At 58.5% G+C, this 15,880-nt stretch carries 15 protein-coding genes and 3 pseudogenes; 11 read left to right on the forward strand and 7 right to left on the reverse strand.

The window, feature by feature from the left end:
- Positions 1-175: 175 nt before the first annotated feature.
- Both ACVW0Y_RS15370 and ACVW0Y_RS15375 read left to right on the forward strand, forming a co-directional pair.
- Positions 176-1,150 (forward strand): annotated as a pseudogene (locus ACVW0Y_RS15370) (HAMP domain-containing protein); the annotation flags it as partial.
- A 132-nt stretch (positions 1,151-1,282) separates the two neighbouring features.
- On the forward strand, positions 1,283-2,008 hold the full coding sequence (locus ACVW0Y_RS15375) for a methyl-accepting chemotaxis protein (RefSeq protein WP_457439295.1): 726 nt from the start codon (positions 1,283-1,285) through the stop codon (positions 2,006-2,008).
- Here ACVW0Y_RS15375 and ACVW0Y_RS15380 read toward each other — a convergent pair whose 3' ends face one another.
- Complete coding sequence (locus ACVW0Y_RS15380) at positions 2,009-2,341, reverse strand: transposase (RefSeq protein ID WP_457439188.1); 333 nt, start codon at positions 2,339-2,341, stop codon at positions 2,009-2,011.
- Positions 2,342-2,507: 166 nt separating this feature from the next.
- Between ACVW0Y_RS15380 and ACVW0Y_RS15385 the strand changes: the two genes are divergently transcribed.
- Positions 2,508-2,879 carry a hypothetical protein gene (locus tag ACVW0Y_RS15385; RefSeq protein ID WP_457439190.1) on the forward strand — a complete coding sequence of 124 codons (372 nt, stop codon included), beginning with the start codon at positions 2,508-2,510 and terminating at the stop codon, positions 2,877-2,879.
- 181 nt (positions 2,880-3,060) lie between these two features.
- Here ACVW0Y_RS15385 and ACVW0Y_RS15390 read toward each other — a convergent pair whose 3' ends face one another.
- Entirely contained in the window at positions 3,061-5,112 is a 2,052-nt protein-coding gene (locus ACVW0Y_RS15390; RefSeq protein ID WP_457439192.1) for an autotransporter domain-containing protein, read from the reverse strand.
- A 536-nt stretch (positions 5,113-5,648) separates the two neighbouring features.
- Between ACVW0Y_RS15390 and ACVW0Y_RS15395 the strand changes: the two genes are divergently transcribed.
- The 4 genes and pseudogenes from ACVW0Y_RS15395 to ACVW0Y_RS15410 all read left to right on the forward strand — a co-directional run bounded on the left by ACVW0Y_RS15395 (position 5,649) and on the right by ACVW0Y_RS15410 (position 6,798).
- Entirely contained in the window at positions 5,649-6,326 is a 678-nt protein-coding gene (locus ACVW0Y_RS15395) for an Asp/Glu racemase (protein WP_457439194.1), read from the forward strand.
- Positions 6,327-6,379: 53 nt separating this feature from the next.
- Positions 6,380-6,521, forward strand: a pseudogene (locus tag ACVW0Y_RS15400) (hypothetical protein); the annotation flags it as partial.
- Between the two features lie 36 nt (positions 6,522-6,557).
- A complete protein-coding gene (locus ACVW0Y_RS15405) occupies positions 6,558-6,710 on the forward strand; it encodes a hypothetical protein (RefSeq protein WP_457439297.1) in 153 nt (50 codons plus the stop codon).
- Entirely contained in the window at positions 6,697-6,798 is a 102-nt protein-coding gene (locus tag ACVW0Y_RS15410) for an SDR family oxidoreductase (RefSeq protein WP_457439196.1), read from the forward strand. The genes ACVW0Y_RS15405 and ACVW0Y_RS15410 overlap by 14 nt, the downstream gene beginning before the upstream one ends.
- A gap of 70 nt (positions 6,799-6,868) precedes the next feature.
- On the opposite strand, the gene ACVW0Y_RS15415 is transcribed toward ACVW0Y_RS15410, so the two are convergent.
- Positions 6,869-7,573, reverse strand: a complete 705-nt coding sequence (locus ACVW0Y_RS15415) for an MSMEG_1061 family FMN-dependent PPOX-type flavoprotein (RefSeq protein WP_457439198.1) — start codon at positions 7,571-7,573, stop codon at positions 6,869-6,871.
- A gap of 99 nt (positions 7,574-7,672) precedes the next feature.
- Between ACVW0Y_RS15415 and ACVW0Y_RS15420 the strand changes: the two are divergent.
- Both ACVW0Y_RS15420 and ACVW0Y_RS15425 read left to right on the forward strand, forming a co-directional pair.
- A pseudogene (locus ACVW0Y_RS15420) lies at positions 7,673-7,927 on the forward strand (AraC family ligand binding domain-containing protein); the annotation flags it as partial.
- Positions 7,928-8,077: 150 nt separating this feature from the next.
- Entirely contained in the window at positions 8,078-8,449 is a 372-nt protein-coding gene (locus ACVW0Y_RS15425) for a helix-turn-helix domain-containing protein (protein ID WP_457439299.1), read from the forward strand.
- A gap of 150 nt (positions 8,450-8,599) precedes the next feature.
- Here ACVW0Y_RS15425 and ACVW0Y_RS15430 read toward each other — a convergent pair whose 3' ends face one another.
- Positions 8,600-9,058, reverse strand: coding sequence for a GNAT family N-acetyltransferase (locus tag ACVW0Y_RS15430; protein WP_457439200.1), 459 nt, complete (start codon positions 9,056-9,058; stop codon positions 8,600-8,602).
- A 1,240-nt stretch (positions 9,059-10,298) separates the two neighbouring features.
- Between ACVW0Y_RS15430 and ACVW0Y_RS15435 the strand changes: the two genes are divergently transcribed.
- Positions 10,299-11,462, forward strand: a complete 1,164-nt coding sequence (locus ACVW0Y_RS15435; RefSeq protein WP_457439301.1) for a methyl-accepting chemotaxis protein — start codon at positions 10,299-10,301, stop codon at positions 11,460-11,462.
- Between the two features lie 1,466 nt (positions 11,463-12,928).
- Here ACVW0Y_RS15435 and ACVW0Y_RS15440 read toward each other — a convergent pair.
- A complete protein-coding gene (locus ACVW0Y_RS15440; protein WP_457439202.1) occupies positions 12,929-13,057 on the reverse strand; it encodes a DUF3077 domain-containing protein in 129 nt (42 codons plus the stop codon).
- A 471-nt stretch (positions 13,058-13,528) separates the two neighbouring features.
- Entirely contained in the window at positions 13,529-13,924 is a 396-nt protein-coding gene (locus tag ACVW0Y_RS15445; RefSeq protein ID WP_457439204.1) for a carboxymuconolactone decarboxylase family protein, read from the reverse strand.
- Positions 13,925-13,999: 75 nt separating this feature from the next.
- On the opposite strand from ACVW0Y_RS15445, the gene ACVW0Y_RS15450 reads away from it, so the two are divergent.
- Positions 14,000-14,806: a cyclase family protein gene (locus ACVW0Y_RS15450; protein ID WP_457439206.1), complete on the forward strand. Its 807-nt coding sequence runs from the start codon at positions 14,000-14,002 to the stop codon at positions 14,804-14,806.
- A gap of 255 nt (positions 14,807-15,061) precedes the next feature.
- Here ACVW0Y_RS15450 and ACVW0Y_RS15455 read toward each other — a convergent pair whose 3' ends face one another.
- Positions 15,062-15,847: a substrate-binding periplasmic protein gene (locus ACVW0Y_RS15455; RefSeq protein WP_457439207.1), complete on the reverse strand. Its 786-nt coding sequence runs from the start codon at positions 15,845-15,847 to the stop codon at positions 15,062-15,064.
- Positions 15,848-15,880: the final 33 nt, after the last annotated feature.

Here is a 15,880-nt window from a genome sequence, read left to right on the forward strand (position 1 = left end):
AATGGAAAACCATACCTTCCCTTTTATCCGGGTAGTTCTTCAGTCATGAGTGCTTATGCCGACATTGTGCCAACGACTCCTGATGCGTTCCGTGTCCATGTCGCATTGCTACGCGAGGTACTTTATGAAGTTGACTCTAGGAAAAAAGCTGGCCTTGTCAGCCAGCGTCGCGCTAATGCTCGTTGGCTGCAGCCTGACCGTCCTCCACTACGTAGAAAGCCGAAACAATATCGAAACGGACATTTCTCAGCAGGTGAGCAATACCGGTAAGGTATTCGCCGCGAACGTTAGTTATTGGTTAACCAGTAAACAGATGGCCTTGGCCTCGGTGGTCGCTGGTGCCAGCGATGACACTCTGTTGGCGCAGCTACAGCAGGCCAAGGTTTCGGGTGGCTTTGACAACGTGTTCCTGGCCCGCCCCGATGGCAGCCAGATCAATGCCAACGGGGCCACTCTGCCGGCCGACAACAACGACCCGCGCAGGTGGAAATGGTACCAGCAGGCACTGCTGGCCCCTAACGAGGTGTACTTTTCTACGCCGACGCTGGCCGCCGCCACTCAGAGCTACGTGCTGTCGCTGGGCAAGGTACTCAGCCGCAACGGCGTCACCTTGGGCGTGCTGGGTGCTGACGTAAGCATGAACGAGATCCTCGCGCAGCTTAAACAGATCAAGCTGCCAGGCAACGGTTCGGCGTTCTTCGTCGACCATGACGGGATCATCCTTGGTCATAACGACAAGAACGCCCTGGACAAGGTGGTGGCCAGCCTATATCCGGCGCTCACGAGCGCTACACTGCAATCGCTGGCTGCCAGCGAAGGAGCGCAATTCCTGCTCAATGACCAAGGCCAACGCCTGTACGTGATCCCTATCGATCACCAGCATGAAAAACTTGTGCTGGTACTCGATAACGAACTGTTACTCGCGCCTTTGCACCATAGCCTGTGGGTGGCCCTAGGTACGTTGATGGCTATATTGGTGCTATCGCTGCTAATCGTGAACGCTCTGTGCGTATGGTTACTGCGCCCGCTGGGTGCCATGTCCCATGGTTTGCAGGTTATTGCCAGCGGCGATGGCGACTTGACCCAGCGGATCGCCCAGCAATCCGATGACGAAGTGGGTGAACTGGGCCGTCATTTCAACCAGTTCGTTGGCAGCTTGCACACCCTGATCAGTCACGTGCGCCAGCAGGCTGTTGAGATCGGCCAGGAGTCCACAATTGTCCTGCACGGCAGCAGTAACTCGGCGCAGAGCCTGGAACGTCTGCAACAGGAACTGACCTTGGTGGCCACCGCCGTCACCGAAATGGCCTCAGCCACCCAGGAAATCGCCGGTAACGCCGAGCGCACTGCGGTCTCGGCGCAGCAGTCTTCGGTTAGTAGCCTCCAAGGTTTGGAGCTGGTGCGCAAAACTCAAAGCTCAATCGTCGACCTGTCCAGCGAAATCAATGCCGCCACCCAAGTGGTTCACGAACTGAGCCAATACTCTCAGTCCATCAGCAACGTATTGACCAGCATTCAAGATGTCGCCGAGCAAACGAACCTGTTGGCTCTCAACGCCGCCATCGAAGCCGCCCGCGCTGGTGAGCATGGTCGTGGCTTCGCCGTCGTTGCCGACGAGGTGCGCATGTTGTCGCAGCGTACTCAGGAATCAACCAAATCAATCCAGGCCACCGTCAGCAATATTCAGCGAATCACCCGCGATGCGGTGGAACGCATGGACAACAGCACCGGCCTTGCGGAGCGCAGCGTCGCTGACGCGCAGCAGGCCTATACCTCGCTGGAGGAAATCAGCGAAGCGGCGAGCGCAATCTCCGATATGTCCCATCAGATTGCCTCGGCCGCCGAAGAGCAATCCTCTGTCACCGAGGAAATCACCCGTAACGTCATTACCATCAAGACCTTGGGCGAAGATTTGGTGGAAGGCTCGCTGGCCGCCGAGAAGCAGACGCGCTCCCTTCAGGAGCATGCCAGCGATCTAAACGGCAAGGTGGCGCGCTTCATCCTCTGATCACGCCCGCCGGGATGCAACCTGCGGCAGCCGACTCGGTGAATAGTAAATGACCCTGCTGGTGATTTCGCCGGACCCATGACGACTTGCGCGCAACCAGAGCCGCGCGTTCTCGCGCTTCAACGCACTTAGCTCATCGCTGCTGGCTTTCGGACGACCACTGCCTTGGAATGCTTGATCGCCCTTGTCCTGCATGTCTTGGGCCCATTTGTAGAGCCGATTTCGTGGGATGCCTAACTCGCGAGCGACGACGACGGCTGGCTTGCCGGATGTCTTCAGAAGACGGACAGCTTCGCGCTTGAACTCTGCTGTAAACCGATTACGTTGTTCCACCAAACACCTCCTCGGGGATTGCCCCCTTTCATGGGTGTCCGAAATATCGGGGGTGGTTCAATCCGTCCCCTTTGAGCTCCAAAGGTCAAGGGATGGATTGCGCACTAATTGCCGTACGATCCTTTAGGAAGCGCGGCTCCGTAGGAATGGATAAGGATGTCTGAAGATGCAATGGAAGTGGCTTACGGTTCTATTTGCCGGCTTTGCTCTTGCCGCATGCGGTGAACCAAACCGCTTCGGAGAAGGCTGGAATAAAGGCGGAACCTTGCATGACGCAAACATGCGTGAGTGGGCCTTGGCCACAGATTCCAACCGGCTCGCCACTAGCGCTGATTTAATCCTTGAGCAGGTACCTGCTCTACCTGCCGACGCACTTGATCTAGCCAGCGAGCTTTTTGAAAAATGCTTAACGGACTCTGCAATGAGAGGGCCGTATGAGTACCGCAAAGTTCGCGACAACATAGACTCCTGCTTGGAAGATGTTCTCTATGAAGCGCAGCGGATTGAGGCTGCTGCCGGAAAGAGAGGCGCGAAATAATGTGGAGAGAAAATTCGAAAAGTCCGTTCGCCAATATGTGAGTCAAGGAATACTTTTGCCTAGGAAGGGTCTGCCATGCACATCAAATTCACCATCGCCCTACTATCCGTGTATCTCTCATTTAGGCGTGCAATGTGACAATGCCCAACGATGCCCCTCGGTCGCGGATGTCGAAACACTATTAGAAGATTACCCGCAACAACCCCGTAAGACCGTTCTCATGGGCGTCGCTGGCAAACTGGCCGTTGTAGGTCAGGCTCAGGTTGGTACTGGCTGTCAGGGCTGCTTGGAATCCGAAGTTGACGACCGCCACATCCTCGGCCAGTGGCACACCGGGTATCGTGGATGTGCCCGGGGCGCTGGCGAAGGCGATGGTGTCGGACGGTTCGAGATCGCCGAATGTGTGTCGCCAGCCCAACCCGCCCTTCACCCGCATTGGCATGTTGTCGGTGCCAAACTTATAGCTGGGCCTTATCCCCAGAGTGCTATACGTCACGTCGTTGTCGCTGCTGCTCACCCTGAGGGCGGCAGGTCCACCGTGTTCAGTGAAACCGTCAGCGTTGACGTTGACCCAGGCGATGTTCGCGTAAGGCTCCAGCACTATCGGTCCGGTAATAAACCTGTACGCGGCATCGCCGAAGACCTGGGCGGTATTAGCTGAGTAATCGGCGCTGGGGGAGTCGCTGAAATAGCCGAAGTTCACCGTCCGGCTGGTATCGATCTCGTTGAACGTGTAGCTCGTGCCCGCCTTGAGCGACCACGCCCCGAGCAGCTCGCCGATGTAGGCGCCGATGGTGTAGTTGTCACCGGTGGCAGAGCTGTACGGCGTGTCCACATCCGACCGCGTGTAGCCGAAGAGAACACCCACTGTTGTGGTATCGGTGATGCGCGAGTCGATCCCCAGGAACGTCCCGCCGGTGTCAATCGATACGTCACCTTGCTCCCGGTCTGCGCCGACGCCTTGTACCCAGGCTGTCAGGTTCGGGGCAAGTTGCACCGAGTGCTCCGATTGCAGCACGGTGGTGATCGGCCCATCCAGTTGCCCATCAAGACGGTCGAAGACGGCGTCCCGCACAAAGTGGCTGTCTTCCAGCATGACGGTCATGTGCGACGGGTAGATCTGTCCGGACAATTGATCAAGTGCAGCCCGGATTTCGCCCAGGGTAGGCAACAGGACAATTCCGCCGAAGATCGGGTTGGTCGGCGGCAACCCCTCTATCGGAGGCAGTGGTGTTCCGCCGATGGGAACGTCATTGCGGGCGACGAGGAAGTAAGCGTTGTTCTGGTCGTAAACGATGCTTAAGGTCGACAGCGGCAGTTGTTGGCTCGGATAGGTGAATGTGCCGTTCAGGCCGCCGTCGGCGGTGAGAATCGCGTACCGCTGATTCACCACCGGGATAAAGCCATTCAGTACGGTGGTGGCGTTGGCGTTGTTCAACGTCGCGGTCCCGCTGGCGTGAATCAGGTCGTTCGCGCCGCTGGAACTGAAGTTAACGATGTAACTGGCGGTGGGTTGAGTGTTCAGGTTTCCGGCGATACTCAGGGTGCCGGTTGTATCGCGGGCGGGGCCTGGTGAAATGCCACCGCCGATGGTGCTGCCCGGTAGCGTGCCGGTGCCGCCGAGGAAGGTTCCCGGGTTGGTGGTCAACTGGCTGGAGTTTGCAATCGAACCATTGACGAACAGCAACCCGCTGTTCAGGTTGGTCGCACCGGTGTAGGTGTTGCCGGCATTAAGGGTTACCAGCCCGCCAGGGCCGCCGTCACCGTCCAGAGCCAGAGAACCGGGGCCACTGATCACGCCGTTCAGGGTCAAGCCGGTGCCGACAGCTTGCGTGAGCGAGGCGTTGCCGGTCAGGGTTATCAGGCGGCTGGTCGCAAACGTCTGCTTGGTGTTGAGTCTGCCATTGCCGATGCTGAACGGCCCGCTGGAGGCCCCGAGGTTGTTGTCTGCATTGACTGAAAGCGTGCCGGCGTTGAGGTTGGTGCCGCCGGTGTAAGTGTTGTCGCCGTTCAGCACCAGCGTCCCTGCGCCGTTCTGGGTGACCCCCCCGTCACCGGCGATAACATTACCGATAACGATCAGTTCGGAGGAGTCGCTGATCAGGCCGGGGCCGTCGAAGTAAATGGGTGAGCCGATGATCACGTAATCTTGACCGTTGGCTGCGAACACCCAGGAGGATGGACCAATCGGCAGTAACACTGAAACCGTGTCAGCGCCGAATTCGCGAAACACAGCGTCCTCTCCCGGACCATCGGGGGGACCTTGAGGCGACCAGGACCCCGGGCACGTATAACATCGAAACCCCACCCAGTCGAAACTCGCGGCGAATGCCGAGGACACAGGCGTCAGACCGATTGTGAGCAACAGGATAGGTAGATAACGTGCCACGCTGCTCTTCTCCATTAGCACCGGGCAGCTGATCGCGTCATACGCAGTGCAGCAATTCGCCTGTCCGAGTTTTCACCCTTCGCGAAGAGGGCAGGGAACAGGTTAGTCGTGATGCCTCAGACTTACCATGAACCAACGGCGCAGAGTTTTTACAGCTTGGGTCGCGAGCAGCTCCTCGTCAGAGGCCGAAGTCGACCCGAAGCGGTTAATCCCCTTCGTCAACGGTGCGTCATAAATGTCTGCATAGGGTCGGTCTCTGCCCTTTACGAAGGGCAGCTATTGGCTGATAGCACTCGCTCACGACAGGCTGTTCGCGGCCCAGAGTGTGTAAAAACGAGTGACTAAGTTCAGATATGTTTTTGAGAGGATAAGAGTGGCTCATGCGAATCGCCTGCTTACATACAGCTGAAAGCAACGTAGCGGTCTTCAACTCGGCTGCGAAGGCGCTCGGTATTGGGCTAAATATTTTGCTGCATGAGGTTCGTGCTGATCTCCTAGAGGCGGTCGAGCGCTCAGGCGGACTGACTGCGGATGTATCGAATGCTACGCAGCAAGCGCTTCTTTCACTCGCTCACCATGCTGATGCGGTCTTGCTGACGTGTTCAACTTTAGGTCCCTCCATCGAAGGCCTTGCAAAAAGCACCTCACCCAAAATTATGAGAGCGGATGAAGCTCTAGCCTGCGCTGCAGTTCATGCATGTTCTGTAGGTCGTAAAATCGTAGTTTTGTGTGCCGTCGAGACCACTGTCGAACCTACATCTCGTCTTTTCATGCGCGCAGCGCAGAGATCCCAAGCGTTGATTGATATACGACTTGTTTCCGGGGCTTGGGCACTATTTAAATCCGGTGACTTCAGGGGGTATTTAGCAGCTGTTGCTAAGGCGGTGGACCATGCATACCTCGACGGCGCGACAGTAGTCGCCTTGGGACAGGCTTCAATGAGTGAAGCGGCATCGCTCGTGACGACTGGCCCTTCTCCATTCACCAGTGCAACAGAAGGCTTAAAGGCATCAGTGGAAGCCGCAGCAAGTCACGTAAAATTAAACAGACCCGCGTAACGCCTGCTTGAGGTTCAGGGTGATTCCTGAGCAATTCATCGCAAGGGAAACCCATAAAACGGTTTATCCAAGGTGAACACCGAGGGTCAAAGCACCTTGCTTCCCGAGAGCCTCGATGATTACGTCAGCGATACCAATCCAGTGCGTGTGGTCGACGTTTTCGTCGATGAACTCGACCTGGCCTCGCTGGGTTATACGGCCAGCAAAAGCGCAGTGGAAGCCATCAGCGCAGTGCTGGCTAAAGAACTGGGAAGCTCGAAAATACGTGTTGATACGCTTAACCCAGGACCGATCTCTATTAGAGAGCACGCAACGCATGATGGGCTCTGCGATGAGCCAGGTGCCAATCGAACACATACCCTTAGGCCGGATGGGAACACCTAACGGCATAGCGACGGCGGCCCTGTTCCTTGCTTCCGATGACGCGGCCTGGATTACAGGTGCTAGCATCCTCGCAAGCGGCGGCCTGTAGTGATCATCAACGCTTCGGGGGACCGCATCGGCGACAAAGCTGTCTTGCAATCGCGTTTGCAGGCACGTCATCAATACAAGTCATTGCGTACCGCATGCTCGTAGTGCTCATTGACTTGCTGAATTTGAGCGTCATCCATACGCTCTTGTTCATCCCCCAAGCTCGCCAGTTCCGACTTTATTTTTCCAATGGAAGGCAGGCTGTTGCGGTCGATGCGTGAGCCGTCGTGCCAAAGCTTTGCTCGGTTTACAGCCTTGCCGCAGTGCAATAGCACTTCATCGATTAGTACGACAGTTGCAGTTTTCGGTTCACGGCCACCCTCACTTAGGCTGGACAGCAATTCAGGGGCCGTGGAGATTCGGCCGCGGCCATTGATGCGTAGAAATATTTCTAGCCCTGGGAAGAGAAATACCATCCCTAAACGGTCATCGCTTTCCAAGTTACGCAAGGACTCTATCCGGTTGTTACCCGGCCAATCGGCATACGCAACCGTGTGTTTATCTAGAACGTGGACAAAGCCTGGAGGTCCCCCACGCGGAGAGGCATCCATCCCGCGTTCCGAAGCGGTAGCGAGGCAGAAAAAAGTGGCGAGCTTTAGATACTCCTCGTGAAAACCAACTAGGTGGCTGAGCACAGCCTTCTGAATTCGCTCAGAAGGCTGCTCATATAGCGCGTTCAGATCCAGCCCTGAATCAGGTATCTGCACCTCGCCAGATTCATTCGGCGTTAACGCTTCTTCACCCTTGCCATCTTCAAACTTGCTGCTCTCACCCATCGCTCGATCCCCATCGCATTTGATCTCCGATGAGGCACGATAGCGCGCCACGCCTGGCGGCTATAAAGTAATGCGGACAACCTATATCAGAATTCAGCCATGCCTCCTTTTAACCTGGATGTACGCGCCACAGACTTATCTGAAGGCCCAGTTCTTTTTGCGGTGGCTGGAAGCGAGGATCAAGGTCTTTCCTCAGAGCCGCATCGCCACGCTCGCGGACAACTCTTTGGCTCGTTGCGTGGGCTGCTAACCATCTGCCTGGAGGACGGCGTATGGATTGTTCCCCCCTCTCAGGCCGTTTGGCTCCCTCCACATTGCCTACATTCCGGGAAGACACACGGGCCTTTTAACGGCTGGAGCGCTTATGTCTCGGAGCACGCGTGCCAAGACCTACCCAGCAATGCTTGCACGCTCAGAACGTCAGGTCTTTTGCGCGAGGCGGTATTGCGCGCAAGCACTTGGAGCGCAGGCCCGCTTGATCCTTCTCAGGCGCGAGTGGCCGGCGTGATTCTTGATGAAGTCCGCTCCTTGCCGGTAGAACCGCTTGGGCTGATGCTGCCCCGCGATCCTCGCCTGCTGAAGATCGCCAAAGCACTGATTGCCAACCCTGCCGACGACCGCGACCTGGAGAGCTGGTCGCGCTGGGTGTGCGCAAGCTCACGCACCTTAAGCCGTCGTTTCGTGGCCGAGACCGGCTTCAATTTTACGACTTGGCGCCAGAGAGCCCGTTTGATGCGCGCTCTCGAAATGCTAGCCGAAGGCAGGCCAATAACGGCTATTGCGCTTGATCTGGGTTATTCCACCGCAAGCGCATTTATAGAGCTCTTTAGACGCACATTCGGCGAAACGCCTGCGGTCTATAGATCACGCTTATAGTTAACCGTCAGCAGCCACATACGTCGTGTAACAAGCAGCAGTTGATGTTTTTACACGCTCTGGACCGGCAGTGGCCAGCGATGAACCGCCAAAATCAGGCGTACAGAGTAGGTAAGGTAACCCGTCCCTTTTGCAGTCGAGCGCGTCCTGCTAGAGATCACGCGCCATCAGCACCTGCGGTTTACCCCAACGTTCAAACTGCTCCACCACCACCCAGCCGCGTTTGGCGTAGTAGTCGGCGCGGTCCTGGGTGTGCAGGTACAGACGCGTCTCCTTCTGCTGCCGCGCACGTGCACAAACACCTTCGATCAGCGCCTCGGCCACACCTCGGCCCCGCGCAGGCGGAGTGACAAACACACACGCCAGCCATGGCCCTAACGCTTCACGACCGGGCAAGTCGGCCTTGGCCAGCGCCGCGCCACCGAGTAACTGGCCGTCATCGACCGCCACCAGGCTGGGCCAGTCACCGTTGCTTTGCCCGGCGGCAAACTCCGCCTGCCAGTCGCTTAACGACTGATCGGCGTATTCATAATGAAACTGCTCGTACAGCCAGGTGGCCATGGTGCTGCAGTGCGGGGCATCGGGTGAAAGCCAGATAAAGTGCGGCATAAAAATCCTTTTCTGGGGTGCACCCCCGGAGCGATCACAGCTGTTGGCTGCACCCTACATTGAAATACCGGGCTTTCTCAAAGGGCCGCCAAGCGGAATTCGCCCCTTGGCTCTCCCACTGTGTCTTTCGGTGACGCAAAACAGTGCTCCACCACAAACCTGCGGCGAGCGCCCGCACCAAACAAAGGCTCTAACACACCATCCTGTGGTATATCCGGTCCACCACGCGCCAAAAACAGCCACGGTCCAGAACTTGCTTCCAAAATGGCTCATTGCCAGCACCGGCAGCCACAACAGCGTTCTGTACAACGGAGCGCTGGCAAGATCCTTTGAGGAGTCGTCGTTCATGCAGTCCGTGTTATCCCCTGGGATCCGTCTTCTAAGCCGTTTTGGCTTTGCCCGTAAGTTTCAGTTGTTGTTCCTGCTTTTCGCCCTGCCCCTGGCCGGCAGCCTGTGGATGGTGGGGCAAACCTTTCAAGCGAAAATAGCGGTGATCGCCAAGGAGCACAGCGGCGTACGTCAGCTGCTGGCGCTTGACCGCGTCGACGCCCAGCTGTCCAGCCGACGCAATCTGGCCGCCCGCTGGAAGGCGGTGGACACCGCTCGCGTACCCGGCCCCGAGGCGCAACAAGCCATCACCCAACTGGACAATTCGATTCCGGCGCTGCGCCAGACCATCGACGAGTTCGCCGCCGTGCTGAGCAGCGAAGGTGCCAGCGAGGATGTGCAGAAACGCCTGCAAGACTTGCAAGCCGCCGTGCCGCAACTGGAGTTGGCCAGCCTGCGCAGTGTCGGCTGGTGGCCGGATGCGCTGGATCGCTTCACCGCCCTGAAAGCCAATCTGCAAGGCCTGCGCGATCAGATATCGATGGAGCGCGGCTTGACCTTGGAGCCTTCGCTGGAAGGCTATCTACTGATGCAGATCGCCACCCAGCAGGCGCCGGATATGTTCGAGCGCGTCGGCCGTCTGGCCAGCATGGGTGAGGCCTCGGTGGCGGCCGGTCAGTTCAGCCTGCAAAGCCGTCTGCAATTGCGCGACCTGCGTAGCCGCATCAACGATGCGCGCAGCCAGCTGGATAAAACCGGTGCCGCCCTGCAAGCCAAGCTGCCCGCTCAACTCAGCACCTGGGCCAGCCTTTACGCGAGCACCCAGCAACAGCTCAACAGTGACCTCAAGGCTCTGGACGACGGCCTGTTCGGCGACACCATCACGATGAAAGCGCCGGCCTTCCAGCACACCATGGACAGCCTGCTGCAAACCCTCAGCGAGCTGCGCCTGCAGTCGCTGAATGCCCTGGACACACGCCTGGACTACTACCACGACCGCGCCATCGCTCAGGCCATTCCGGTGGGCGTGGCCTTTGCCATCCTGCTGCTAGCAGCGATCTACCTGTTTGTCTGTCTGCAAAGCTCGATTGAGCGCAGTGCCAGTGGCATCACCACCCTGGCCCAGTCCCTGCGCGACGGCAATTTGTGTGTGGAAGTGGCCGTGCAGGGCCGCGATGAACTGGCCGCCATCAGCACCGCGCTGAACGCCGCCGTGGTGCAACTGCGCACCAGCCTGCTGGGCGTCAACCACGAGAGTGACCAGCTCAGCGATGCGGTGGTCACTCTTAACTCGCACTCCACCGGTACCCTCGGCGAAGTAGAAGCCCAACAACACCAGATCAGCCAGATCGCCACTGCGGCCACGGAGCTGGCCGCCACTTCGCTGGGCGTATCGAAAAGCTGTGAACTGGCCTCTGCCAGCGTGCAGCAAACCCGCGCCATCGCCGAAACCAGCAGCCGCGACAGCCAACGCACCACCGCCAGCATTCAGGAACTCAACCAGCGCCTGGGCGAAACCGCCGAAGCACTGGGCCGGGTCAGCGACCAAGGGCAACAGATTCAATCGGTGGTCGACAGTATTCGCGGCATCGCCGAACAGACCAATTTACTAGCCCTTAACGCCGCCATCGAAGCCGCCCGCGCCGGCGACCAGGGCCGTGGTTTTGCCGTAGTGGCGGATGAAGTGCGCAGCCTGTCGCAACGCACCCAGGCCTCCACCCTGCAGATCGCCACCACCGTGGAAAGCCTGCGCAGCACCGTGCGCCAGGCCGTGGAACTGATGGAAGCCGCCTGCGGCCAGGCGCAAAGCGACGCCACCGCCGTGACCGGGCTGGGCGTCAGCCTCAGCGAAATCGCCAGCGCCGTGCAGGGCGTCAGCGACACCCTGGCGCAGATCGCCACCGCTGTAGAAGAACAAGCCACCACCGCCGACGCCGTCAGCGGCAGCATCCAGCAAGTAGACCAAGCCGCCATCCGTTTGCTCGATGGCGCACGGGCGGTGAACCAGGCGGCGGATCGCTTGAGCAAAGGCAGCAAAGCGTTGAACGACAACACCGCGCGGTTCAACCTCGGTTAACCCGGCAGCGGCCTGGATGATGAGGTCAGTGCCCGGTCAACTGCTCCAGCATCAAGCCGGCCTCGCCGACTACGGCGCTGCACCGTGATCGGTAGCCCCGCCCGCATGACGCCGCTGTCCTGCAGGTTATGCAATTAAAAAGGTGGGTTTTATTAGCAGCGAAGGTTTCAGTTTGCTTCAAGAGCCTGGGTCCCGGCCTGCGCTGGGACGACGGTGGCGGAGGTAAAAACTCCGTCGTCCCAGCGCAGGCTGGGACCCAGAATTTCGGATGCAACGATACTAGCGGCCACGGTGCCAGGGGCTGAGCTGTTGTTGCATAAGCCTTGATTCAACCTAGTTGATCCAGCAAGGGCCTGCGACAGCGGGCTTTGGTTTGTCCGGGGTTTTATTAGCAGCGAAGGTTTCAGTTTGCTTCAAGAGCCTGGGTCCCAGCCTGCGCTGGAACGACGGTGGTGGCGGTAAAAACTCCGTTGTCCCAGCGCAGGCTGGGACCCAGAGTTTCGGATGTAACGAGACTAGCGGCCATGGCGTCAGGGGCTGAGCTGTTGTTGCATAAGCCTTGATTCAACTAGCAAGGGCCCGCGACAGCGGGCTTTGGTTTGTCTGGGGTTTTAGTAGCAGCGAAGGTTTCAGTTTGCTTCAAGAGTCTGGGTCCCGGCCTTCGCTGGGACGACGGTGGCGGAGGTAAAAACTCCGTCGTCCCAGCGCAGGCTGGGACCCAGAATTTCGGATGCAATGAGACTAGCGGCCACGGTGCCAGGGGCTGAGCTGTTGTTGCATAAGCCTTGATTCAACCTAGTTGATCCAGCAAGGGCCTGCGACAGCGGGCTTTTGTCTGGGGTTTTATTAGCAGCGAAGGTTTCAGTTTGCTTCAAGAGTCTGGGTCCCAGCCTTCGCTGGGACGACGGTGGTGGCGGTAAAAACTCCGTCGTCCCAGCGCAGGCTGGGACCCGGAGTTTCGGATGCAACGAGACTAGCCGCCACGGTGCCAGGGGCTGAGCTGTTGTTGCATGAGTCTTGATTCAACTAGCAAGGGCCCGCGACAGCGGGCTTTGGTTTGTCTGGGGTTTTATTAGCAGCGAAGGTTTCAGTTTGCTTCAAGAGCCTGGCTCCCAACCTGCGCTGGAACGACGGTAGTGGAGGTAAAAACTCCGTCGTCCCAGCGCAGGCTGGGACCCAGAGTTTCGGATGCAACGAGACTAGCGGCCATGGTGCCAGGGGCTGAGCTGTTGTTGCATAAGCCTTGATTCAACTAGCAAGGACCCGCGACAGCGGGCTTTAAAAAGGGGACTTAGTCCCCTTCATTGCACGCACGGCACTGCGCACTACGCATTTATTACGCCCTCTCCCTTCGAGCCATAACGGCAGGCCTTGTTGAGCGCCCTGGCCATTTCGCTGAGGTATTGGATAACGGCGGATTCCACCGCTTTATCCACAAACGCCTCCGCTGCCGCGATGCGCTCTACCTACAGCATCAGCTTGCTCGCCAGTTCCAGCGCATCGTCGATAGGCACGCCGGCGTTTACCGATAACAGCGGGATGCTGTCGATTTGGCAGAAGGGTTCGAGGGTGGTGACTTTTGATTTATCAGACATTGGTGAAACTCCTTAGATTTGAGGAGCCGCCACTTGCTGTCGCCAAACGATGGGGGGCAGCTGTACGCAGGTTGGCGAACCGGTCTAAGGCACCCGGCATACCCGAAGGTATCCCACGCACAGCCGCCATAGACCAATCTTACGGGCAAAAAAAAGCGCATGCACGATTGGATGGGGCGCTGCACGCGCCTTAGATCTGGGTCGCCAAACCCGGCCGCGGATTTTGCCGCGACGGTTGGACTATAGGTTTGGCCATTCACCGATAACAGCCCGTTAAATGGCCTGCGGGAAAGGTCATACCAACATCTGGGGATTACGACGACTGCGCACCGCGGCTACGGCGATTTGCCCGCCAGCAAGCGAGCCGTTGCGGCTCTGGCCTCTGCTAGCAACTGGTGCCAATCGAGGCCATGCCTTGCTCCGTCGGGTGAATACAGCCTTGGCTGTATCCGCCGATCCCCCTCGCGGCCCTCAGTCCTTAAACGCCTCATCCAACGGCACCCGGTAGCCGGTGGCCAGGCGATTGGTCTCATTGGCCATGCCGACCACGGCCTGCAATTCGCCAAACATTTCCTCGGTCATGCCAGCCTTGCGTGCGCTGGCGATATGCGAGCCGATGCAGTATGGGCAGTTGTTGGTCACGCTGACGGCGACGTAGATCAGCTCTTTGGTCAGGGCATCCAGAGCGCCGGGAGCCATCACTTGCTTGATGCTCTGCCAGGTCCGTTCGAGGTTGTCGGGGTGCGCGGCCAGGCATTTCCAGAAGTTGTTTACCTGGTCGACCTGACGCGTTTGCATGATGTCGTCGTAGACGGCACGTACACGCGGATTGGCATTTTCATATTCGATTAAGTGCTTGGACGCCATGTTCTTATCCCTAATAGTTTTGCGTTAGCTGAGCTGAAATCACCGACGTATCAACGCTACCAAGGAGAGGAACAGATGTCATTGCGCACCCTGGCCATTGCCGCCACCGTTTTATTGCCGCTTTACACCGCTACTGCCAGTGCTGCCGAACCCGGCCTGTGGAAGGTGTACGACTCGTTGAAAGCGAAACAGTGGGTGGACCTGACCCACAGTTACAACGAGCAGATTCCGCACTGGAAAGGTTTCGAGCCGGCCCAGCGTAAAACCCTCTATACCATCGAGAAAGACGGCTTTCAGGTCGACCTTTACTCCCACGTGGGCCAGTGGGGCACCCATGTCGATCCACCCGCCCACTTCCATGCCGGCCTGCGCACCGTGGACCAGATTCCGGTGAAGGAGCAGCTGCTGCCGCTGGTGGTGCTGGATATCCATAGCCAGGTGGAAAAGAACCCTGACTACACCGTCACCCTGGCCGATGTGAAGGCCTGGGAAAAACGCCATGGCAGCATTCCCGCAGGTGCCTTTGTAGCCCTGCGCAGCGACTGGTCAAAACGCTGGCCGAGCCAGGACAAGATCCAGAACCAGGATGCCCAGGGCGTGGCCCACTACCCGGGCTGGAGCAAAGAGGTGCTGGTGTATTTGTACGAGGAACGCAAGATCACCGCCTCTGGCCATGAAACCACCGATACCGATCCGGGCATTGCCACCAGCAAAGACGACTACTCGCTGGAGTCGTACATCCTCAGCAAAAACCATTACCAGATCGAGCTGCTGACCAATCTGGATCAGCTGCCAGAGGCCGGCGCATTGGCGGTGGTGAGCTTTCCCAAAATCGAAAAAGGCAGCGGCTTTCCGGCGCGGGTGTTTGCGATTTTGCCGTGAGGCTTGGCGGTAGCCGCCAAGCGCGGCTGAAGCGCCTACCGATGGTGGTGTAGGCACTTCAGCCGCGATGTTTTTTTAACGAGCTACAGCCCTGCGGTCACCGGGGAACTACCCGCACAACGCCGCTCCCCACCTCAGGCAACAGCCGTCCGGCAAAGCTTGCTGCGTAAACCTCCATCGCCCAAACCGCGCTCTTCATCCACCCGAGCAGCGTCGAGCCATGGGCTTGGTTGCTGCGCGATTGAGCCGTGCAGTTCACTGTACGGCGGGGCGCTCGTAGCGTTGGCGAATACGCTGCAACTCGCCGGATTGGCGCAGCTGTTCCAGGGCGCTGGCCCAGGCGGCGACGAGGGTATCGTCACTGTCGCGGCTAAAGGCGATATACAGCGCCGAGCGATGAATCTCGACGGGAATCTGCCGCAGCACGCCAGGGGCAATATTCAGCTCGCGGCTGTAGTACTCCACCCCGGCTGGGGTGTCGCCAACAATCACATCGGTGCGCCCGGCCAGCAGCATGCGATACAGCTGGCGGCTTTGGTTGGCACTTCTGTCGAGGTTGCTGAAGCCCAACGCGAGCATCCGCTCGGGGACCAGACCGGCATGCCGGGTGGTGATCTTCGCCACACGCTGCAGCTGCTCCATGGAATACACCGGCGGCCGCCCCTGCGCCAACTGGTAGGGGAAGATGGACTCCTCCACTATCGGCCCCACCCACTTGTACAACGGCTCGCGCTGCCGGGTGCGGAACAGAGAATACATGATGGTTTTGGGCCGGTTCTGCAGCGCCAGGGTGGCGCGCATGCTGGGTAATACCAGCACCTCGAAGTCATCGCCGGTGAGGGCCATGATGGCCCGCACGATATCCGTGGCCATGCCGGTGAGCTGCTGGTTTTCCAGGTAGTTGTAAGGTGCCCACTCTTCGGTCACGACCTGATACGGCTCGGCCTTCACAAGGGTGCCAAACAGCAGGCAAAACAACGCGGCAGTGATCGTCGAAAGCTTCACGTGTTCTATGGGATGCTCGGTGGGTGGTTCAACCATGGCGCGGCGCATACCAGCCAGATCAAGGGTAGA

The organism is Pseudomonas sp. TE3786, from assembly GCF_054057335.1.